Origin of the sequence: Streptomyces sp. NBC_01788, assembly GCF_035917575.1 — a bacterium.
Lineage (GTDB): Bacteria > Actinomycetota > Actinomycetes > Streptomycetales > Streptomycetaceae > Streptomyces.
The window spans coordinates 7,169,892-7,193,867 of sequence record NZ_CP109090.1 but is presented as its reverse complement, the minus strand read 5'-3'; the positions used below and the strand labels follow the sequence as shown (position 1 = coordinate 7,193,867).

The following is a 23,976-nucleotide window of genomic DNA, read 5'->3' as shown; positions in this document are numbered from 1 at the left end:
GGCATCAGCCATCTCCGAAACACCTCTGGAGGTACCCCCATGTCCCGTCGCGACGGTGCCGCCCTCCCGCTCACAGCGGCGCAGCGCGAGCTCTGGCTCGCCGAACAGGCATCGATCGGGGTGATCCCCGCCTACCGGATCGGCGAGTACCTGGAGATCCACGGGCCGGTCGACGGCACTCTCTTCGAGGCCGCCCTGCGCCAGGTCGTCGACGAGGTCGACGCCCTGCACGTACGGTTCGCCGACAACGCGGGCAGCCCGACGCAGGTCCTGCGCGCGACGACGGACTGGCGGCTGCCCCACGTCGACCTCAGCCATGAGGCCTCCCCCCGCGCGGCGGCGCTCGCCTGGATCGCGGCCGACCGCGCCCGCCCGCTGGACCTCACTCGTGATCCCCTGTTCAGCTACGCCCTGTTCAGGCTCGCGCCCGACCGCTTCCTCTGGTACCAGGGCTACCACCACCTCGTGATGGACGGGTACGGCTACTCGCTCGTCGCGCGGCGCCTCGCCGAGACGTACACACTCCTCGTCGACGGCCGGAGCGCGACACCCACCGCGTTCGCCTCGCTGGACGACCTGGTGGCGAGCGACACCGCCTACCGCCTGTCCGAGAAGTTCGCCGCGGACCGCGCGTACTGGCTGGAGCGGCTCGCGGACCGCCCGGAGGCCGTGCGGTTGTCGACGCGCGCCGCAGGCGGCTGTTCCGCGGCCGTACGCAGGACCGAACTGGACACCGGACCGGTCGGGGAGGCACTCCGTAGTGCGGCCGGCAAAGCCGGCACCCGATGGTCCCGCGTGCTCATCGCCGCGGCCGCCCTCTACACGCACCGGCTCACCGGCGCGCGGGACATCGTCCTCGGGCTCGCCGTCACCGGCCGCCCGCCCGCCGATCCCACGCTTGCGGCGACACCGGGAGCGGCCTCCAATCTCGTACCGCTGCGCCTCACGGTGCGCCCGGGAATGCGCTGGTCGGAACTGGTGAACCAGACCGCGCAGGAGGTCAGCGCCACACGGGAGCACCAGCGCTACCGTGCCGAGGACGTGCACCGCGAACTCGCCCTGCCCGGCAGTATCAGCACGGCCTTCTCCCCGGTCGTCAACATCATGTCCTTCCCCTACGACATCACGTTCGCCGGACACCGCGTCACGGCCCACAACGTCGCCGAGGGGACCACCAGCGACCTGGCGCTCTGGGGTGTGGACCGACGGGACGGCTCGGGACCACGGATCAAGCTCCACGCCGCCGCCGACGCCCACGACGAGACCGAGTTCGCCCGCCACGGGGAGCGCCTGGGCAGGCTGCTGGAGCGGATCGCGCAGGGTGACCCCGAGCAGAGCGTCGGCGGGATCGACCTGCTGTCGCGCCGGGAACGTCGCGAGGTCCTGGCCGACCGCGACGGCACGCATGCCGAAGTACCGCGCACCGGTCCGGCCGAGCTCTTCGAGGAGCAGGTGAAGGACGCGCCGGACGCGGTGGCCGTGGTGGCCGCCGACTCCACCTTGACCTACGCCGAACTGGACGCCCGGGCCAACCGGCTCGCGCATCTGCTGATCGCCCGCGGCGCGGCACCCGAGCGGCTGGTGGCGCTGGCCCTGCCGCGCTCCGCGGAGCTGGTGGTGGCGATCCTCGCCGTACTCAAGTCCGGTGCCGCCTGCCTGCCGCTCGACCCCGAGTACCCGGCGGCCCGTATCGCCGCCACGCTCGACGACGCCCGGCCCGCGCTGCTGATCACCCACACCGGCACGGCCGAGAGGCTCACCGGCGCATCGCCCGTTGAACGTGTGGTCCTGGACCACCCGGACACCGCCGACATGGTGGACACCTACCCGCACACCCGCCCGGCGATCCCCGTCGATCCGCAGCACCCGGCCTACGTCATCTACACGTCCGGTTCCACCGGCCGGCCCAAGGGGGTTGTGGCCACCTGTGGGGGCCTGGTCAACCTCTTCCACCACCAGCGGTGGACCCTGTTCACCGCCGCGTCCGCGCGGCGGATGCGGGTCGCGCTGACCACGTCGGTGTCGTTCGACGCGGCCTGGGACCAGTTGTCGTGCCTCTTCGCCGGTCATGAGCTGCATGTCGTGGACCAGCGGACATGGACCGACCCCGACGCCTTCGCCGACCACCTCGTCCGCCACCGCCTGGATCTGGTCAACGCCACGCCGTCGTACTGGCGGATCCTGCTCTCCCACGGCCTGCTCGACGCCGGCCGATGGCGTCCCTCCGTGGTCATCGCCGGTGGTGAGGCCGTACCGGAGCGACTCTGGGACGACCTGGGCTCGGTCGAGGGCGTGGCCGCCTTCAACTTCTACGGCCCGACCGAATGCACGGTCGACGCGGTCACCGCGCGGATCGGCACCTCCCCCGCCCCCGTCATCGGCCGCCCCATCGGCAACACCCGGGCGTATGTGCTCGACAGCGGACTCCAGCCCGTTCCGCCCGGCAGCCCGGGCGAGTTGTACATCGCCGGGGCCGGGGTGGCGCGTGGCTACCTCCACCGGCCCGGACTGACCGCCGAACGGTTCGTCGCCGACCCCTTCGGCCCGGCCGGGGCGCGGATGTACCGCACCGGGGACATCGTGCGGTGGAACCAGGACGGTGACCTCGAGTTCACCGGTCGCGCCGACAACCAGGTCAAGGTCCGGGGCTTCCGCATCGAACCGGGCGAGATCGAGGCCGCGCTCGCCGAGCACCCCGATGTCGCGCAGGCGGCCGTCGTGGTCGGGCAGGACCAGTCCGACGAGCCGTCCTTGGCGGCCTATGTCGTGCCCGCCGCCGAAGGTGTCCAGGTGGACCGGGTGCGTACGTTTCTGCGGGAGCGGCTGCCCGGTCACATGGTTCCGGCGGCCTTCGCGGTCCTGGACCGGCTTCCGCTGACCGCGGGCGGCAAGCTCGACCGCCGGGCCCTGCCCGCCCCGCACGCCCCGGTGGCCGAACCCGGCAGGGAGCCCCGCACGCTCCGGGAGCAACTGCTGTGCCGGCTCTTCGCCGAGGTGCTGGGGCTGCCCGCCGTACGCGTCGACGACAGCTTCTTCGACCTCGGCGGGCACTCCCTGCTCGCCATGCGGCTGATCGCCCGTGTCCGGTCCGTCCTCGATGCCGAGCTCGGCCTCGGTGACCTGTTCGACGCGCCCACCGTCGCACGGTTGGCCGCCGCACTCGACAGTGCGGGGCAGCGGCGGCCCTCGCTGACCGCCGGCAGCCGGCCCGACGTGGTGCCACTGTCGTTCGCGCAGCACCGCTTGTGGTTCCTGCACCGGATGGAGGGTGGCGGCGCCACCTTCAACATCCCGCTGGCGTTGCGCATGTCGGGATCCCTGGACCGGGGCGCCCTGGAAGCCGCTCTCGCGGACGTCGTGACCCGCCACGAGACCCTGCGCACGGTCTTCCCGGACACTCACGGCGTCCCCCACCAGCGCGTCCTGGACCCCGGACAGGTGCCACTGCGGCTACCGGTCACCGGCACCACCGGGGCCGAGTTGCCGAACCGGCTGGCCGACGCGGCACGGTACGCCTTCGACCTCGCGGCCGAGCCTCCGGTACGGGCGGAGCTCTTCGTACTGGGCCCGCGGGAGCACGTGCTGCTCGTCGTGGTCCACCACATCGCCGGCGACGGCTGGTCGATGGGGGCCCTCGCGCGCGACCTGACCACCGCCTACACCGCCCGGCTCCGAGGCGAGGCACCGGACTGGGCACCGCTGCCCGTGAGTTACGCCGACTACTGCCTGTGGCAGCGTGAACTGCTCGGCGACGAGTCGGACCCCGGCAGCCTGAGCGCCCGGCAGCTCGCCCACTGGAAGGAGAACCTCGCCGGCCTGCCCGATCGGACCGAGCTGCCCGTCGACCGGCCCGGACCCGCGACGATGTCGTACCGCGGCGCCCATGTGCCGCTGCACATGGACGCGGAACTCCACGCTGCTTTGCGGGAGTTGGCGCGGACCAGCACGACCAGCACCTTCATGGTGCTCCAGGCGGGTCTGGCCGCCCTGCTCGGCAAGCTCGGCGCCGGTACGGACATCGCCATCGGCACCCCCGTCGCAGGCCGCACCGACGAGGCCGCGGACGACCTGATCGGCCTCTTCGTCAACACCCTGGTGCTGCGTACGGACCTGTCCGGCGACCCGTCCTTCACCGAACTGCTCGCACGGGTCAGGAAGAACGCCCTGGCCGCCTACGCCCACCAGGACCTGCCCTTCGAGCACACGGTGGAGGCGGTCAACCCCGCCCGTTCGTTGGCCCACCATCCACTGTTCCAGATCATGCTGGCGCTGCAGAACACCCCCCAGGACGCCTACGACCTGCCGGGACTGCACGTCGAGAGCGAGCTGGTGCACACCGGCACCGCCAAGTACGACCTCACCGTCAACCTGTCCGAGCGGCACACCGCCGAAGGCACCGCGGACGGGCTCGCCGGCTTCGTGGAGTACAGCACCGACCTGTTCGACGCGGCCACCGTGGAGGTCGTCGTCGAACGCTGGGTGAGGCTGCTGCGGGCCGCGATCGCCGACCCGGACCAGCCCATCGGCCGCATCGACGTGCTGGCGCCGGAGGAACGCCGAAGCCTGCTCGCCGCGCCGGACACTGCACCGGACACCGTCGCACCGACCACCATCACCGCGCTCTACGAGGAGCAGGCCCGGGCCACCCCGGACGCGGTCGCCGTGGTGTCCGGCGAGACCTCGCTCACCTACCGCGAACTGAACGCACGAGCCAACCGTCTCGCCCATCTGCTGATCTCCCGGGGCGCCGGTCCTGAGCAGCTGGTGGCGCTGGCCCTGCCGCGCTCGGCGGAGCTGGTGGTGGCGGTCCTCGCGGTCCTCAAGGCAGGCGCGGCCTACGTCCCGGTGGACCCGGAGTACCCGGCCGCCAGGATCACCTTCATGCTGCGGGACGCACGGCCCGCCCTCCTGCTCACCACCGGCCCCGCCGTCGCCGGGCTGACCGGCTGTGACGAACCGGCCGAGCGGCTCCTGCTCGACGACCCGGCCGTCCTCGCGCGCCTCGACGCGGCCCCGGACACCGATCCCTGTGTCGCCGTCGCACCGGACAACCCCGCGTACGTCATCTACACCTCCGGCTCCACCGGCACGCCGAAGGGCGCCGTCGTCCCCCACCGGAACGTGGTGCGCCTGTTCGCCGCCACCCGGCACTGGTTCGGTTTCGGTGCCGATGACGTGTGGACGCTCTTCCACTCGTACGCCTTCGACTTCTCGGTGTGGGAACTGTGGGGCCCGCTGCTGCACGGTGGGCGGCTCGTCGTCGTGCAGCACGACGTCAGCCGTTCCCCGGACCGCTTCCTGCGGCTGCTCGCCGACGAAGGCGTCACCGTGCTCAACCAGACGCCATCCGCGTTCTACCAGCTGATGCGGGCCGATCAGGACGACCCGCGGACCGGCGGTGCGCTTGCCCTGCGCACCGTGATCTTCGGCGGCGAGGCGCTCGAGCCGGCCCGGCTCGCCGACTGGTACCGGCGCCACCAGGACGACGCCCCGGTCCTGGTGAACATGTACGGCATCACCGAGACGACCGTGCACGTCACCTACGCCGCCCTCGACCGGCACAGCACCGTGACCGGGGCCGCGGGCGACATCGGCACCGCCATGCCGGACCTGCGCACCTATGTGCTCGACGCCCATCTGCAACCGGTGCCGCCCGGTGTGGCGGGTGAACTCTACGTGGCCGGTCCCGGTCTCGCCCGCGGCTACCTGAACCGGCCGGGGCTCACCGCCGGGCGCTTCGTGGCCGACCCGTACGGTCGGCCGGGGGCGCGGATGTACCGCACCGGTGACGTGGTCCGCTGGAGCTCCCGCGGCACGCTGGAGTTCGTCGGGCGCGCCGACGACCAGGTCAAGGTGCGCGGGTTCCGCATCGAACTCGGGGAGATCGAGGCCGCGTTGGCCGATCATCCCGACGTCGCTCAGGTGGCCGTCCTCGCCCGTCAGGACCGCGCCGACGACACCCGTCTCGTCGCCTACGTGGTGCCCGCGTCCGGCGCCGCCCCGCAGTCGGCCGTGCTCCGTGAACACCTGCGGGAGCGGCTGCCGGAGTACATGATCCCCGCTGCCTTCGTGCCGCTGGACACGCTGCCGCTGACCACCAACGGCAAGCTCGACCGCGGGGCGCTGCCCGAGCCGGAGTTTGGCCGCACGGGCGGCGGCCGGACTCCGCGCACGCCGCAGGAGCAGATCCTGTGCGAGCTGTTCGCCGAGATCCTCGGTGTGGCCGAGGCCGGGGTGGACGACGGCTTCTTCGATCTGGGCGGCCACTCCCTGCTCGCCACCCGGCTGGTGGCCCGGGTCCGCGCCACCCTCGGGGTCGAGCTGGAGCTGCGCACCCTGTTCGAGGCGCCGACCCCCGCGGGCATCGCCGCGAGCCTCGCCAAGGCCGGGGAGGCACGGCCGGCGCTGACCCCGCAGGAGCGCCCCGAGCGGATCCCGCTCTCCTTCGCGCAGCGGCGCCTGTGGTTCCTGCACCAGCTGGAGGGCGCCACCGGCAACTACAACATCCCCATGGCCTGGCGCCTGACGGGCCCCCTCGACCGGATCGCCCTGGAGGCCGCCCTGGCGGACGTGGTGGCCCGGCACGAGAGCCTGCGCACGGTGTACCCGCAGATCGACGGCGCGCCTCACCAGGAGGTGGTGAGCCCGGCGGACGCCCGTGTGAGGCTGCGTCCGGCCTCCACCACCGAGGAGGAGCTGGATCGCGCCCTCGCCGAAGCGCTGACCCACTCGTTCGATCTCGCCGCCGAACCACCCCTCCACGCCGAGCTCTTCACCCCGCGGCCCGACGAGCACGTGCTGCTGCTCGTCATCCACCACATCGCCGGTGACGGCTGGTCCCTCGGTCCCCTGGCGCACGACCTGACCGCCGCGTACGCGGCCCGCTGCCAGGGCCGGCAGCCGCAGTGGGGGCAACTGCCGGTGCAGTACGCCGACTACACCCTTTGGCAGCATCGGCTGCTCGGGGACCACACCGACCCGGACAGCCTCTTCGCCCGCCAGGCCGCCTACTGGACGGAGAACCTGGCCGGGCTGCCCGAACAGATCCAACTCCCCACCGACCGGCCCCGCCCCGCGATCGCGTCCCACCGCGGCGGCTTCGTGACCGTCGAACTGAGCGCCGAACTCCACCGGAAACTGCGTGAGTTGGCACGCGACCACGACACCAGCCTGTACATGGTGCTGCAGGCCGGGCTCGCGGCGCTGCTGAGCCGGCTGGGCGCGGGGACCGACATCCCGGTCGGCAGCCTGATCGCGGGGCGGACCGACCAGGCGTTGGACGAGCTGATCGGGTACTTCGTCAACACCCTGGTGTTCCGCACCGACACCAGCGGCGACCCGAGCTTCGCTCGTCTGCTGGGCCGCGTCCGCGATGTGGCGCTCGGCGCCTACACCCACCAGGACGTGCCGTTCGAGTACCTGGTGGAGGTCCTCAACCCGGCCCGGTCACTCGCGCACCATCCGCTGTTCCAGGTCATGCTGGTGCTGCAGAACGCCCCCAGGGCCGACCTCGCCCTGGCGGGTCTGGACGTCGCCGGCGTCCGGCTGACGACGACCACCTCCAAGCTCGACCTGGTCTTCTCGATGTCCGAGCGCCACGGTGAGGACGGATCCCCCGAGGGCATCGACGGGTTCATCGAGTACGCCGGAGATCTGTACGACCCGCGGACCGTGCGGTCGATGACCGAGCGGTGGGTACGGCTGCTGGAGGCCGCGACCGAGGACCCCGAGCGGCTGATCAGCGAGTACGACATCCTCAGCGCCGACGAACGCCGGCAGTTGGCGGCCGCCGACGGCACCACCGCGGAGGCGCCCGCGGTCGCGCTGCCGGCCCTGTTCGAGGCACAGGTCCACGCCCACCCCCACGCGGTCGCCGTGGCGTGCGGCGACACCACACTGACGTACGCCGAGCTCAACACCCGTGCGAACCGGCTCGCTCATGCGCTGACCGGCCGCGGTGTGGGGCCCGAGGACATCGTGGCGCTCGCGCTGCCACGCTCCGTCGACCTGGTCGTCGGCGTGCTCGCCGCGCTCAAGGCCGGCGCCGCCTACCTGCCACTGGACCCGGACTACCCAGCCGCCCGGCTGGAGTTCATGGTCCGCGACGCCCGGCCCAAGTTGTTGCTCACCAGCAGCGCGTTCGACGACCGCCCGCTCGGCGCGCAGGAACCCGACCGCCTGGTGCTGGACTCCCCCGACGCAGCCGCCCTGCTGGAGGCCCTGCCGGAAACCGACCCCCGGACCGTCGTAGCCCCGGACAACCCCGCGTACGTGATCTACACCTCCGGTTCGACCGGCCGCCCCAAGGGCGTCGTGGTCGGCCACGCGGGCGTGGTCGCCCTGGTCGCGGCGCAGGTGGAGCGGTTCGCCATCGACACGCGCAGCCGTGTGCTGCAGTTCGCCTCGCCCAGCTTCGACGCGTCGGTGTCGGAGCTCTTCACCTCGCTGCTGACCGGCGCCACGCTGGTGCTGCCGCACACCGGATCGCCACTGTCGGCCCTGACCGACCCCGCCGCCGAAGTGACACACGTGACGCTGGTGCCCTCGGTACTCGCCGCCGTACCGGAGGGCGCGCTGTCGGTGTCGACGCTGATCGTCGGGGGTGAGGCGTGTCCGGCGGAGCTGGTCGAACGGTGGGCGCCCGGCCGCCGCATGATCAACGTGTACGGGCCGACGGAGACCACGGTGGTCTCGACGATGAGCGAGCCGCTCGTCCCCTGCGATCAGGCACCGTCGATCGGCCGTCCCATCGCGAACACCCGGGTGTACGTGCTCGACGAACGCCTGCGACCGGTACCGCCGGGCGTCCCCGGCGAACTGTACGTGGCCGGCGCCGGACTGGCCCGCGGCTATCTCAACCGCCCTGGACTCACCGCCGAACGGTTCGTCGCCGACCCGTACGGCCCCGCAGGCAACCGCATGTACCGCACCGGCGACCTCGTACGCCGGCGCACCGACGGCGACCTGGAGTACATCGGCCGCGTCGACCAGCAGGTCAAGGTGCGCGGGTTCCGTATCGAACCCGGCGAGATCGAGGCCGCGCTGGCCGGCCATCCGGAGATCGGCCAGGTCGCCGTCCTCGCCCGCCAGGACCGGGCGGACGACACCAGGCTCGTCGCCTACCTGGTGCCGGCGAAGGACCGCACGCCACGGCCCGAAGAGCTGCGGGCCCATCTGCGGGACCGGCTCCCGGAGTACATGTTCCCGGCCGCGTTCGTGACCCTGGACGCACTGCCGCTGACCGCCAGCGGCAAGCTCGACCGCGCCGCGCTGCCGAAGCCCGAGGTCACCACCACTCCGGGCGGCCGGGCCGCCCGGACGCCGCAGGAGCAGCTCCTCACCGAGTTGTTCGCCGAGGTGCTGGGCGTGCCGAAGGTGACGGTCGACGACGACTTCTTCGACCTGGGCGGCCATTCGCTGCTCGCGACGCGCCTGGTCGCCCGGGTGCGCGCGGCACTGGGTGTGGAACTGGAGCTGCGCGCCCTGTTCGAGACCCCGACGGTGGCGGGTCTGTCGGCGGGTCTCGGCGAGGCCGGGCAGGCGCGCCGGGCGCTGGTCCCTCGGCAGCGCCCCGCGCGGATTCCGCTCTCCTCCGCGCAACGGCGTCTTTGGTTCCTGCACCAACTGGAGGGCGCCGGCCCCGCCCACCACATCCCGCTGGCCTGGCGGCTCACCGGAGACCTCGACAGCGCCGCCCTGCGGGCAGCCCTCACCGACGTCATCGCCCGGCACGAGACGCTGCGGACGGTCTTCCCGGAACACGACGGCGTTCCGTACCAGCAGATCCTGGACATTTCGAGAGTTCGCCCCGAATTGCCGGTCGTCGGGGCCACCGAGGCCGAACTGCCGGAGCTGCTCGGACAGGCCGTGCGACGCGGTTTCGATCTCGTCACCGAACCACCGGTGCGCGCCGAGCTGTTCGCGCTCGGTCCGGATGAGCACGTCCTGCTGATCGTGGTCCACCACATCGCCGGTGACGGCTGGTCGCTGGGTCCCCTGGCCGCCGACCTGTCCACGGCATACACGGCACGGCTGAACGGCTCGGAGCCGAAGTGGGCGTGCCTGCCGGTGAGTTACGCCGACTACACGCTGTGGCAGGAGGAGCTGCTGGGCGAGCCGCACGACCCCGGCAGCCTGTCCGCCCGCCAGACCGCTTACTGGACGACGACGCTGGCCGGGCTGCCGGAGCAGATCCCGCTGCCCACCGACCGACCCCGCCCCGCCACCACCTCGTACGACGGCCGCCATCTGACCGTGGAGCTCGACGCGGACCTTCACCGGGGGCTCACCGCGCTGGCCCGGGAGCACGGCGTCAGCACGTACATGGTGCTGCAGGCCGGAATCGCCGCGCTCCTGACCCGGATGGGCGCGGGCACCGACATCCCCGTCGGCAGCCTCATCGCCGGCCGCACCGACCAGGCGCTGGACGACCTCGTCGGCTTCTTCGTCAACACGCTCGTCCTGCGCACCGACACCTCGGGCGATCCGACCTTCGCCGAACTGCTGGGCCGGGTGCGGGAACAGGCCCTGGGCGCCTACGCGCACCAGGACCTGCCGTTCGAGCACCTGGTGCAGGCCCTGAACCCGGCCCGCTCACTCTCCCGGCAACCGCTGTTCCAGGTGATGCTCGCACTGCAGAACGTGCCGCGCAGCGCCTTCGACCTGCCCGGCGTACACGCCGAGGTCCATCTCGTGCACACCCCGACAGCCATGTTCGACCTCGGGTTCCACCTGGTGGAACGCGGCGACACCGGCACGCCCGGGGGGATCCACGGATACGTCGAGTTCGGCACCGATCTCTTCGACCAGGAGACGGTCGAGACGCTGTTCGCCCGCTGGGTGCGGCTGCTGCGCGCGGCGGTCGCCCAGCCCGACCGGCCGATCAGCTCGTTCGGCATCCTCACGGCCGACGAGCGCGATGCCCTGCTGATCGGACGCAACGCGACCGCTGTCGAGTTCCCCGGCACCAGCCTGCCCGGCCTGTTCGCGGCCCAGGTGCGGGCCACACCCGACGCGCCCGCCGTGATCTGCGGCGACACCACACTCACGTACGCCGAGCTCGACGCCCGCGCCAACCGGCTCGCCCATGCCCTGATCCAGCGGGGAGCCGGCCCGGAGCGGATCGTCGCGCTGCGGCTTCCGCGTTCGGCCGGATTCGCGGTCGCCGTGCTGGCGGTGCTGAAGACCGGTGCCGCCTACCTTCCGATCGACCCGGAGTACCCGGAGTCCCGGGTCGCGTTCATGCTGGACGACGCGCGCCCGGCCATGGTCCTGGACGACTCGCGGGACGTCGAGGCGGGGCCCGGGCACCCGGACACCGATCCCGCGGTCGCGACCGATCCGCGTCACCCGGCGTACGTCATCTACACGTCCGGGTCCACCGGCCTCCCCAAGGCCGTCGTCATGCCCTCCGGCGCCCTGGTGAACCTCCTCCAGTGGCACCACCGCGCCATCGGTGGTCAACCCGGCACGCGGGTGGCCCAGTTCACCGCGGTCAGCTTCGACGTCTCCGCGCAGGAGATGCTCTCCGCCCTGTTGTTCGGCAAGACCCTGGTGGTTCCCTCCGACGGGCAGCGCCGCAGCGCCGAGCTGCTGGCCCAGTGGATCGACGAGCACGGGGTGGAGGAGCTCTACGCGCCCAACCTCGTGCTCGAGGCGCTCGCCGAGGCGGCCGCCGAGCAGGGGCGTGACCTGCCGAGCCTGCGGGTGATCGCACAAGCCGGCGAGGCGATGCGGCTGGGCACCCAGGTCCGGGGCCTCGGCACCCACCGCGCCGACCGGGTCCTGCACAACCACTACGGCCCCGCCGAGACCCACGTGGTCACCGCCTACCCGCTCCCCGCCGACCTCTCCGAGTGCCCGCTGCCGGTCCCCATCGGCCGTCCCATCGCCAACTGCCAGGTGTACGTGCTCGACTCCGCGCTGCGGCCGGTGCCGCCCGGTGTCGCGGGTGAGCTGTACTTGGCCGGTGCGCAGCTGGCCCGCGGCTACCTGGGCCGGCCGGGCCTGACGGCAAGCCGGTTCGTGGCGAACCCGTACGGTCCGGCCGGCTCGCGGATGTACCGCACCGGTGACCTCGTCCGGTGGCGGGCCGACGGCGAGCTGGAGTTCCTCGGCCGGGTGGACCACCAGGTCAAGGTGCGCGGGTTCCGCGTCGAACCCGGCGAGATCGAGTCCCAGTTGGCCGCCCATCCCTCGGTCGCGCAGGCCGCGGTCGTGGCCCGGGAGGACCGGCTGGTGGCCTACGTGGTAACCAGCGGCGCAGGAGTGGACGGCATCCGCGCATACCTGCGGGAACGGCTTCCTGACTACATGGTGCCGTCGGCGATCGTCACCCTGGAGGCCCTTCCGCTGACCCCCAACGGCAAGCTGGACCGCGGCGCGCTGCCCGCACCGGGCGGCGACAGCCCGGGCGCTCGGGCACCGCGCACCCCGCAGGAGCAGATCCTCTGCGAGCTCTTCGCCGAAGTACTGGGTGTGCCCCAGGCCGGTGTGGACGACGACTTCTTCGACCTGGGCGGCCATTCGCTGCTGGCCACCCGGCTGGTCTCGCGGATTCGCGTCACCCTCGGCGCGGAACTGGAGCTCCGGACGCTCTTCGAGGCCCCGACACCGGCCGGACTCGCCGCCGCACTGCACAGCGCCGCCACCGCCCGGACACCCCTGGTGGCACGGCAGCGCCCCGAGCCCACGCCGCTGTCGTTCGCCCAGCGCCGTCTGTGGTTCCTCCACCAGATGGAAGGGCCCAGCGCCACCTACCACATGCCGCTGGCGCTGCGGCTCACCGGCGACCTCGACCGCCGCGCGCTGGAGGCCGCACTGACGGACGTGGCGACTCGCCATGAACCCCTGCGTACGGTGTTCCCGCACCGTGACGGCGTGCCGTACCAGCGGACCCTCGACGCCGCCGAGGCCGGGATCCCGCTGTCCGTCACCGAAACCACCGAGGCGGAGCTGCCGGAGGTGTTGCGCGCGCGGGCGGCCCGCGGCTTCGACCTGGCCGCCGAACCGCCCGTCAGGGCCGAGCTGTTCGCGCTGGCACCCGATGAGCACGTCCTGCTGGTCGTTCTGCATCACATCGCCGGTGACGGCTGGTCACTGGGGCCGCTGTCCCGCGACCTGGCGACGGCCTACACCGCCCGGTGCCGGGGTGAGGCGCCCGCATGGCCGCCGTTGCCGGTGAGCTACGCCGACTACACCCTGTGGCAGCACGACATCCTCGGCGACGAGTGCGACACCGACAGCGCCTTCGCCCAGCAAGTCGCTTACTGGAAGCGACAGTTGGCGGAGCTGCCGAACCAGGTCGGGCTCCCCGCCGACCGCCCTCGTCCGGCGACCGCCTCCCACCGCGGTGACCTGGTCGCCCTCGAACTGGACGCCGCGCTCCACGCCGGGCTGGGTGACCTGGCCCGGCGCTGTGGGGCAAGTCTGTTCATGGTGCTGCAGGCCGGACTCGCCGCCCTGTACACCCGGCTCGGCGCCGGCACCGACATCGCAGTCGGCAGCCCCGTCGCGGGACGCACCGACGAGGCCCTGGACGACCTGGTCGGGTTCTTCGTCAACACCCTCGTGATGCGCACCGACACCTCGGGCAACCCCACCTTCAGCGAACTGCTGGGCCGGGTACGGGAGTCCGCGCTGGAGGCGTTCGCCCACCAGGACGTGCCCTTCGAGCACCTGGTGGAGGTGGTCAACCCCGTCCGGTCGCTCTCCCACCACCCGCTGTTCCAGACCATGCTGGGCGTGCAGAACGCGCCCATGGGCGACTTCACCCTGCCCGGTCTCACGGTGTCCGGGGTGCCCGTGGCCACCAGCACCTCCCGGGTCGACCTCACCCTCAGCCTCGCCGAGCGCCGAGGCCCGGACGGGGCGCCGGGTGGGCTGGACGCGCTCCTGGAGTACGCCACCGACCTGTTCGACCGTGCGACGGTGGAAACGCTGTTCGCTCGTTGGACGCGGCTGCTGGAGGCCGTGGTCGCCGACCCGAACCGACCAATCGGCGCGATCGACGTGCTGGCCCCCGAGGAACGACAGCGCATCCTCGTCGACGACAACGCCTCCGCAATTCCCGTCTCCGGGAACCCACTGCCGGCGGCCTTCGAGGCACAGGTCCGGGCCACACCGGACGCGGTGGCCCTGACTGCCGGTGAAACAACTCTCACGTACGGCGAGTTGAACGCCCGGGCGAACCGGTTCGCACACGAGCTGATCGGGCGGGGTGTGGGTCCGGAGCAGGTCGTGGCCCTGGTGCTGCCACGCTCGGCGGAACTGGTGGTGGCGACGCTCGGCGTGATGAAGGCAGGAGCCGCGTATCTGCCGGTCGATCCGGAGTATCCGCGCTCCCGGGTCGACTTCATGCTGGAGGATGCGCGACCCGCGCTGGTCGTGGACGACCCCACCCTGATCGCCGGTGCTTCCGGCTTCCCTGACACGGATCCCGTCGTCGCACTGGACCCGCGCCATCCCGCGTACGTGATCTACACCTCGGGCTCGACCGGCCGCCCCAAGGGCGTCGTGGTCAGCCACGCAGGTGTCACCAGCCTCGTCGCGGCGCAGGTGGAACGCCTCGGGCTCGACGTGGAAAGCCGGGTGCTCCAGGTCTCCTCGCCCAGTTTCGACGCCTCGTTCTGGGATCTGTGCGGTGCCCTGCTGACCGGCGCGGCCCTGGTACTGGCACCGTCCGAGGAACCCCTGAAGGCGCTCGCGGACCGGGACCTCGGCGTCACCCACGTCACTCTGCCGCCCTCGGCCCTGTCCGCGTTCGGCGCGGCCGACCTGACGCTGTCGACCCTGGTCGTCGCGGGTGAGGCGTGCTCTCCGGAGCTGGTGGCGCGGTGGGCGCCCGGCCGACGCATGATCAACGCGTACGGACCGACCGAAACCACCGTTTGCGCCACGATGAGCCAACCGCTGGCCCCCTGCGATCAGGCACCCTCGATCGGCCGCCCCATCGCCAACACCCGGGTCTACGTACTCGACGAACACCTGCAACCCGTACCAGCAGGCGTCCCCGGCGAACTGTACGTGGCCGGCGCCGGACTGGCCCGCGGCTACCTCAACCGCCCAGCACTCACCGCCGAACGCTTCCTCGCCGACCCGTACGGCCCCGCAGGCACCCGCATGTACCGCACCGGCGACCTCGTACGCCGACGCACCGACGGCAACCTCGAATACATCACCCGAGCCGACCAACAGGTCAAGGTCCGCGGCTTCCGCATCGAACCCGGCGAGATCGAGGCCGTACTCACCACCCACCCCGACGTCGCCCAGGCAGCCGTGATCGCCCGCCAGGACCGGCTGGTGGCCTACGCGGTGTCCGCGACCGACGAACCCGAGCGGTTGCGCGCCTACCTGCGCGAGCGGCTCCCGGACTACATGGTGCCGTCGGCGGTCGTCACGCTCGACGCCCTGCCGCTGACGCCCAACGGCAAGCTCGACCACGCCGCCCTCCCCGAGCCGGAGTTCGGCGGAGCCGGATCCGGGCGGGCGCCCCGCACACCGCGGGAGCAGATTCTGTGCGAACTCTTCGCCGAGGTGCTGGGGGTGTCCGACGTCGGTGTGGACGACGGCTTCTTCGACCTGGGCGGCCACTCCTTGCTGGCCACCCGGCTTGCCGCCCGTGTTCGCACGGTCCTCGGTGCCGAGCTCGGTCTGCGCATCCTGTTCGAGGCGCCGACCGTGGCGGGGCTCGCCGCGGCGCTCGACGGCGCCGGGCAGGCACGTCCCGCGCTGACCGCCGCCGAGCGCCCCGAGCGGATCCCGCTCTCCTTCGCGCAGCGCCGCCTGTGGTTCCTGGACCGCATGGAGGGCACGAGCGCCACGTACAACATCCCGCTCGCGTTGCTTCTCACGGGAGACCTCGACCAGCAGGCGCTGCGCGACGCGCTGGCCGATGTGGTGGCCCGTCACGAGAGCCTGCGGACGGTCTTCGCCGAGAGCGACGGGGTGCCGTACCAGCGGGTGCTGGACGTCGACGAGGCCCGGCCGCGGGTACGACTGACCGTGACCAGTCGCGGTGCCCTGTCCGAGCAGCTCGCGGAAGCCGCCCGGCACCCGTTCGACCTGGCAAGCGAACCTCCCCTGCACGCCGAGCTGTTCGAACTGACGCCGAACGAGCACGTGCTGCTCCTCGTGATCCACCACATCGCCGGTGACGGATGGTCGACCGGTCCGCTCTCCCGGGACCTCGCGACGGCCTACACGGCCCGCCGCGAGGGCGGCAAGCCGGACTGGTCACCGCTGCCGGCGCAGTACGCGGACTACACCCTGTGGCAGCGGGACCTGCTCGGTGACCCCGGCGACGAGAAGAGCGTCTTCGCCCGCCAACTGTCGTACTGGACCGGGCAACTGGCCGGTCTGCCCGAGCAGATCGCGCTGCCGTCGGACCGGCCGCGCCCGGCTGTCGCCTCGTACCGGGGCGGACTTCTCCTGGTCGAGATGGGTCCCGCTCTGCACGCCGGGCTGGCCGACCTGGCCCGCCGCTCCGGCGCCAGCATGTTCATGGTCCTCCAGGCCGCGCTGGCGGCGCTGCTCGGCCGGCTCGGCGCGGGCACCGACATCGCAGTCGGCAGTCCCATCGCGGGGCGCACCGACGAGGCCCTGGACGACCTGGTCGGGTTCTTCGTCAACACCCTCGTGATGCGCACCGATCTGTCCGGTGACCCATCGTTCACGGAACTGCTGGGCCGGGTACGGGAGTCCGCGCTGGAGGCGTTCGCCCACCAGGACGTGCCCTTCGAGCACCTGGTGGAGGTGGTCAACCCCAGGCGGTCGCTCTCCCACCACCCGCTCTTCCAGGTCATGTTCGCCCTGCAGAACGCGCCCATGGGTGACTTCGACCTGCCGGATCTGCGGGTCTCACACGTGGCGGCGCCCACCGGCACCGCCAAGTTCGACCTTGGCATCAGCCTCTTCGAACGCTCCGGTGGCGGCGCCCCCGCCGGTATCTCCGGGGCGGTCGAATACGCCACCGACCTGTTCGACCGTGCGACGGTGGAGACGCTGTTCGCTCATTGGACGCGGCTGCTGGAGGCCGTGGTCGCCGATCCGGACCGGCCGATCGGCGCGATCGACGTGCTGGCCCCCGAGGAACGACAGCGCATCCTGGTCGACGACAACGACACCGCAGTCCCCGTCCCCGGGAACCCACTGCCGGCGAGCTTCGAGGCACAGGTCCGGGCGACACCGGACGCGGTGGCCCTGGTGGCCGGTGAAACCACGCTCACCTACATCGAGTTGAACGCCCGGGCGAACCGGTTCGCACACGAGCTGATCGCGCGAGGTGTGCGCCCCGAGCAGGTCGTGGCCCTGGTGCTGCCACGCTCGGTGGAACTGGTGGTGGCGACGCTCGGCGTGATGAAGGCGGGAGCCGCGTATCTGCCGGTCGATCCCGGGTATCCGCAGTCACGGATCGCGCTGATGCTGGACGACGCCAAGCCTGTGCTGGTCGTGGACGACCCCACCGTGGTCACCGCCGACGGCAGGCCCGACACCGACCCGGCCGTGAGGCTTGACCCGCGCCATCCCGCGTACGTGATCTACACCTCCGGTTCGACCGGCCGCCCCAAGGGCGTCGTGGTCAGCCACGCGGGTGTCACCAGCCTCGTCGCGGCGCAGGTGGAGCGGTTCGCCATCGACACGCGCAGCCGTGTGCTGCAGTTCGCCTCACCCAGCTTCGACGCGTCGGTGTCGGAGCTCTTCACCTCGCTGCTGACCGGCGCCACGCTGGTGCTGCCGCACACCGGATCGCCACTGTCGGCCCTGACCGACCCCGCCGCCGAAGTGACACACGTGACGCTGGTGCCCTCGGTACTCGCCGCCGTACCGGAGGGCGCGCTGTCGGTGTCGACGCTGGTCGTGGCCGGTGAGGCGTGCTCTCCGGAGCTGGTGGCGCGGTGGGCGCCCGGCCGACGCATGATCAACGCGTACGGACCGACCGAAACCACCGTTTGCGCCACGATGAGCCAACCGCTGGCCCCCTGCGATCAGGCACCCTCGATCGGCCGCCCCATCGCCAACACCCGGGTCTACGTACTCGACGAACACCTGCAACCCGTACCAGCAGGCGTCCCCGGCGAACTGTACGTGGCCGGCGCCGGACTGGCCCGCGGCTACCTCAACCGCCCAGCACTCACCGCCGAACGCTTCCTCGCCGACCCGCACGGCCCCGCAGGCACCCGCATGTACCGCACCGGCGACCTCGTACGCCGACGCACCGACGGCAACCTCGAATACATCACCCGAGCCGACCAACAGGTCAAGGTCCGCGGCTTCCGCATCGAACCCGGCGAGATCGAGGCCGTACTCACCACCCACCCCGACGTCGCCCAGGCAGCCGTGATCGCCCGCCAGGACCGCGCCGAGGACAAGCAGCTCGTCGCCTACGTGGTGGCCCGACACGGCGCACAGCCCGTCCGCGACCACGGCGTCGAACAGGACCATGTGGGCGAGTGGCGGGAGATCTACGACGCACTGCCCGTCACCGCGGGCGAAGTCTCGTTCGGGCAGAACTTCACCGGCTGGAACAGCAGTTACGACGCCGAGTCGATCCCCGTCGAGCAGATGCGGGAGTGGCGTGACGCGACCGTGGAGCGCATCCGGGCCCTGCGTCCCCGCCGGGTGCTGGAGGTCGGTGCCGGCACCGGCCTGCTGCTCTCACAACTCGCCCCGGAATGTGAGACGTACTGGGCCACGGACTTCTCCGCCACGGCCGTCGACGCACTCACGCACCACGTGAAGCGCTCACCCGGCCTGGCGGAACGGGTCGTGCTGCGGACGCAGCCCGCGCACGACACCGAAGGGCTGCCGGCCGGCACCTTCGACACGATCGTGGTCAACTCCGTCGTCCAGTACTTCCCGACCGCCGCGTATCTGGCCGAGGTCGTCGACCGGCTGATGGGACTTCTGGCTCCCGGCGGAACCCTGTTCGTCGGAGACGTCCGCAATCTACGGCTGCTGCGGTCGCTGACCACCGCCGTGCAGCTGCACAAGGCGGACCCGGACACGGATCTCGCCGCGGTGCGCGGCGCGGTGGAGCGGGGAGTGCGGGTCGAGAAGGAACTCCTGGTCGATCCGGACTACTTCACCGCCCTGCACGACCGCGTCGACGGCCTGGGCGCCGTCACCGTCCAGCTCAAACGCGGCCTCCACCACAACGAGCTGACCCGGTACCGCTACGACGTCACCCTGCACAAGCAGCCGGTCGCCCCGCTCCCGCTCGAAGTGCGGACCGAGGTGGCATGGGACGGCCTGGACACCCTGCGCGGACGCCTCGCCGAGCAAGACCCGGCCGTGCTGCGGGTCACCGATGTGCCGAACGGCCGCGTCGCCCGGGAGGCCGCCATCGCGCGAGCCGTGCGGACCGGCGACACCCCGCTGCCCGAGCTGCTGGCACGCCTCCACGCGGTGGACGGCGACGACGGCCCGGACCCGGAGGAGTTCCACGCGCTCGGTGCCGAGTACGGCCGCTGGGTCGGCGTGACCTGGTCCGGCACGGCGGACGACGCGATGGACGTGGTCTTCGCCGACCTGTCGCGGCTGCCGTCGGGCGTACCGGACGGGCTGTACCGGCCCGCCCGGCGTGGTGTGCAGTCGACGTCGCTGACCAACGATCCGGCCGGGGTCCGCGCCACCGGCGCCCTCATGGCCGAGGTGCGGGACTGGTTGCGGGACCGGCTGCCCGACCACCTCGTACCCTCCGCGTTCGTCGCGCTGGGCGCGCTGCCTCTGACCGCGGGCGGAAAGCTCGACCGCGCCGCCCTGCCCGCGCCGGACCTCGGCTCCACGGCTTCCAGCAGGGCCCCCCGCACCCCGCAGGAGCAGCTCCTCGCGGAGCTCTTCGCGAACGTCCTCGGTCTGCCACGGGTCGGGGTCGACGACAACTTCTTCGACCTGGGCGGACACTCCCTTCTGGCCACCCGCCTGGTCTCCCGCGTCCGGGCCGTCCTCGGCGTCGAACTCGACGTACGGGTCCTGTTCGAGACGCCGAGCGTGGCCGGTCTCGCGCAGCGGCTGGACGAGGCCGGACGGGCGGCCAGGCCCATGCTGACCCCCCGCCCGCGCCCCGGTCGGGTGCCGCTGTCCCACGCGCAGCGCCGCCTGTGGTTCCTGCACGAGATGGACGGGCCGAGCGGCACGTACAACATGCCGCTCGCGCTGCGGCTGACCGGCACGCTCGACCGGCGGGCGCTGCGGGAGTCGCTGGCGGACGTGGTGGCCCGGCACGAGAGCCTGCGTACCGTCTTCCGCGCCGAGGGCGGGGTCCCCTACCAGCACGTACTCACCCCGTCGGAGGCCCGTCCGAGCCTGCCGGTGACCGACACCGACGAGGCCGGGCTGCTCGAACGGCTGGCGCGGGCGGCCGGGCGCGGGTTCGGCCTCGACGCCGAACCACCGCTCCGGGCAGAGCTGTTCGCGCTGGCGCCCGAAGAGCACGTTCTCCTGGTCGTGGTGCATCACATCGCGAGCGACGGCTGGTCCATGGGCCCGCTCTCACGGGACCTGGCCACGGCCTACGCGGCACGGTGCCGGGGCGAGGAGCCCGCATGGCCGCCGCTGCCCGTGCAGTACGCCGACTACACGGTGTGGCAGCGGGAACTGCTCGGTGAGGCATCCGACGCCGACAGCCGCTTCGCCACGCAACTCGGTTACTGGACCGAGGCGTTGGCGGGCCTGCCCGAGCAGATCACGCTGCCGGCCGACCGGCCGCGCCCCGCGAACGCCTCGCACCGCGGCGGTCAGCTGGCGGTGCGGATGGACGCCGAACTCCACCAGGGGCTGCGGGAGCTGGCCACCGCGCACGGCGCGAGCGTGTTCATGGTGCTGCAGGCTGGCCTGGCCACACTGCTCAGCAGGCTCGGCGCGGGGAACGACGTCCCGTTGGGGAGCCCGATCGCGGGCCGCACCGACCCGGCCCTCGACGAACTCGTCGGCTTCTTCGTCAACACCCTCGTGCTGCGTACCGACACCTCCGGTGATCCGGCCTTCAGCGAACTCCTCGGCCGCGTCCGGCAGACCGCTCTGGCGGCCTACGCCCACCAGGACGTGCCGTTCGAGTATCTGGTCGAGGTCCTCAACCCGGCCCGTTCCCTCGCCCACCATCCGCTGTTCCAGGTCATGCTGGCCCTGCAGAACGCCCCCGCGGCCGATTTCGCCCTGCCTGGTCTGGACGTGGGACACGTGGCGGCGCCGACCGGTACGGCCCGGGTGGACCTCACGTTCAGCCTGGCCGAACAGCACGGTGGCGACGGCAGCCCCGCGGGGATTCTGGGAGCGGTGGAGTACGCCACCGACCTGTTCGACCGGGAGACCGTCGAGGCGCTCTTCGCCCGCTGGACCCGGTTGCTGCGGGCCGTCGTCGCCGACCCGCGGCAACCGATCAGCCGGATCGACACGGTGTCCGACGAAGAACGCGGGCAGTTGCTCGCCGAGGGCACCGGTGTGGAGCTGCCCGAGGCCGGGCTGCCCGAGCTGTTCGCCTCCCGGGTACGCGCGACCCCGGACGCGGTGGCGGTCGTCTGCGGGTCCACCACGCTCACGTACGCGGAGCTCGACGCGCGGGCCAACCGCCTGGCACATGCCCTGATCGGGCAGGGAGTGCGGCGGGAGACGGCGGTGGCGGTACGGCTTGAGCGCTCCCCGGAACTGGTCGTGGCGCTTCTGGCGATCGTCAAGGCCGGCGGCGTCTACGTACCGCTCGACCCCCGCTTCCCGTCCTCGCGCGTCGACCTCATCGTGCGGGAGACCGGTGCCGCGCTGGTACTCACCGAGGAGGTACTCACCGCACTCAACCAGGCCGAGGCACGGACCACCGATCCTCAAGTTCACGGCGAACCCGAGCAGTTGGCCTATGTGATGTACACCTCCGGCTCGACCGGACAGCCCAAGGGCATCGGCGTCACCCATCACGACGTCGCGGGTCTGGCCCTCGCCCCCTGCTGGAGCGGCGGCGCCCACGAGCGGGTGCTGCTGCTCTCCCCGACGGCCTTCGACGCCTCCACCTACGAGTTCTGGGTCCCCCTGCTCGGCGGTGGCCGGATCGTCGTGGCGCCGCCCGGGCAGCTGGACACCCAGGCGCTGCGGCAGGTGGTCGCGGACAACGAGGTGACCGGTCTCTGGCTGACGGCAGGCTTCTTCCGTCTCGTGGCGGAAGAACAGCCGGACGCCTTCGCCGGTGTCCGCGAGGTGTGGACCGGCGGTGACGTGGTGTCGGCCACGGCGGTCGCGAGGGTGATGGAGGCCTGTCCCGGCATCCGTGTGGTCAATGGCTACGGTCCCACCGAGACGACCACCTTCGCCGCCCACCACCGCATGACCGCGCCACCCGACACCACGCGGGGCGTGCCGATCGGGCAGCCGATGGCGAACATGCGCCTTCATGTGCTCGACACGGGACTGCGCCTGGTCCCGCCGGGTGTCGTCGGCGAGCTGTACATCGCCGGGACCGGCCTCGCCCGCGGCTACACGAGCCGCCCGGGCATGACCGCCGAGCGCTTCGTGGCCGACCCGTTCGGCCCGGCGGGCAGCCGCATGTACCGCACCGGGGACCTGGTCCGGCGGTCGGCCGACGGCACACTGGAGTTCACGGGGCGCGCCGACGACCAGGTCAAACTGCGCGGCTTCCGGATCGAGCCCGGCGAGATCGAGGCGGTGCTCGCCGGTTGTCCCGGGATCGCGCAGACCGCCGTCGTCGTCCGCGAGGACCGGCCCGGAGACAAGCGGCTCGTCGCCTACCTGGTACCCGCGCCCGGCTCGGCGCCCGATCCGGCGGACCTGTCGGAACGGTTGCGGCGCGCCCTTCCCGATTACATGGTCCCGTCGGCGTTCGTTCCCCTCGGTTCGCTGCCGCTGACCCGGAACGGCAAGCTCGACCGCGCCGCGCTGCCCGCCCCCGAGTACGGCGCGTCCGGGCCGGGACGCGGCCCGCGCAACCCGCGGGAGCAGCTGCTGTGCGGCCTGTTCGCCGAGGTGCTGGGTCGCGAACGGGTCGGCATCGACGAGAGCTTCTTCGACCTGGGCGGACACTCGCTGCTCGCCGCCCGCCTGGTCTCCCGGATCCGGGAGACCATGGGGATCGGGCTGGGGCTGCGCGCCCTGTTCGAGGCGCCCACGGTCGCCGGCCTGTCGGAACGCCTGGCGACGGGCGGCCCGGAGGACGCCTTCGACGTGGTCCTGCCACTGCGCACCACCGGGGACCGCACACCTCTGTTCTGCATCCACCCGGGCGGCGGCATCAGCTGGTGCTACAGCGGCCTGCTCACCCACCTGGGGCCCGAGCACCCGGTCTACGCCATCCAGGCCCGCAGCCTCGGCCGGCCCGAACCGCGGCCCACCTCCTACCAGGAGATGGCGGCCGACTACGCCGACCAGATCCGCCGGATCCAGCCGGAGGGCCCCTACATGCTGCTCGGCTGGTCCGCGGGCGGCCTCATCGCCCACGCGATCGCCGCGGAGCTGCAGGGCCGAGGCGAGCACACCTCGCTGCTGGCGATCCTCGACGCCTACCCGGTCAAGGACGTCACCTTCGACGAGGCACCCGTGCCCAGCGAACGGGACGTGCTGGTCGGCATGGCCGACTGCGACCCGGACGAGCTGGGTGACGCGCCGCTGACCCATCAGGACGTCATGGAGATTCTCCGGCGCCGCGGCAGCGCACTGGCCAACCTGGAAGAACACCACATCGAAGCCGTCGTCGCCATCATGATCAACAACGCGACGCTGGCACTCGCACACGAGCCGGACGTCTTCGACGGCGACCTGCTGCTGTTCAACTCCACCATCGACCGGGAGAACGACTCGGCGAACGCCGGCATCTGGCAGCCCTACGTCACAGGGCGCATCGATTCCCACGACATCACCACCCGCCACGACCGCATGACACAACCCGGGTCCCTGGCCCAGATCGGCCCGATTCTCGCGGCGAAGATCGCGGACATCACCGGGACCGCACCGAACCCGACGACCTGTCAGGAGCAGTGA

Annotated in this window: 1 protein-coding gene; it reads left to right on the top strand. The window is 72.0% G+C overall.

What is annotated here, in order from left to right:
• The first annotated feature begins 39 nt into the window (after nt 1-39).
• Nucleotides 40-23,976 carry a non-ribosomal peptide synthase/polyketide synthase gene (locus OIE49_RS32070; RefSeq protein WP_326805345.1) on the top strand — a complete coding sequence of 7,979 codons (23,937 nt, stop codon included), beginning with the start codon at nt 40-42 and terminating at the stop codon, nt 23,974-23,976.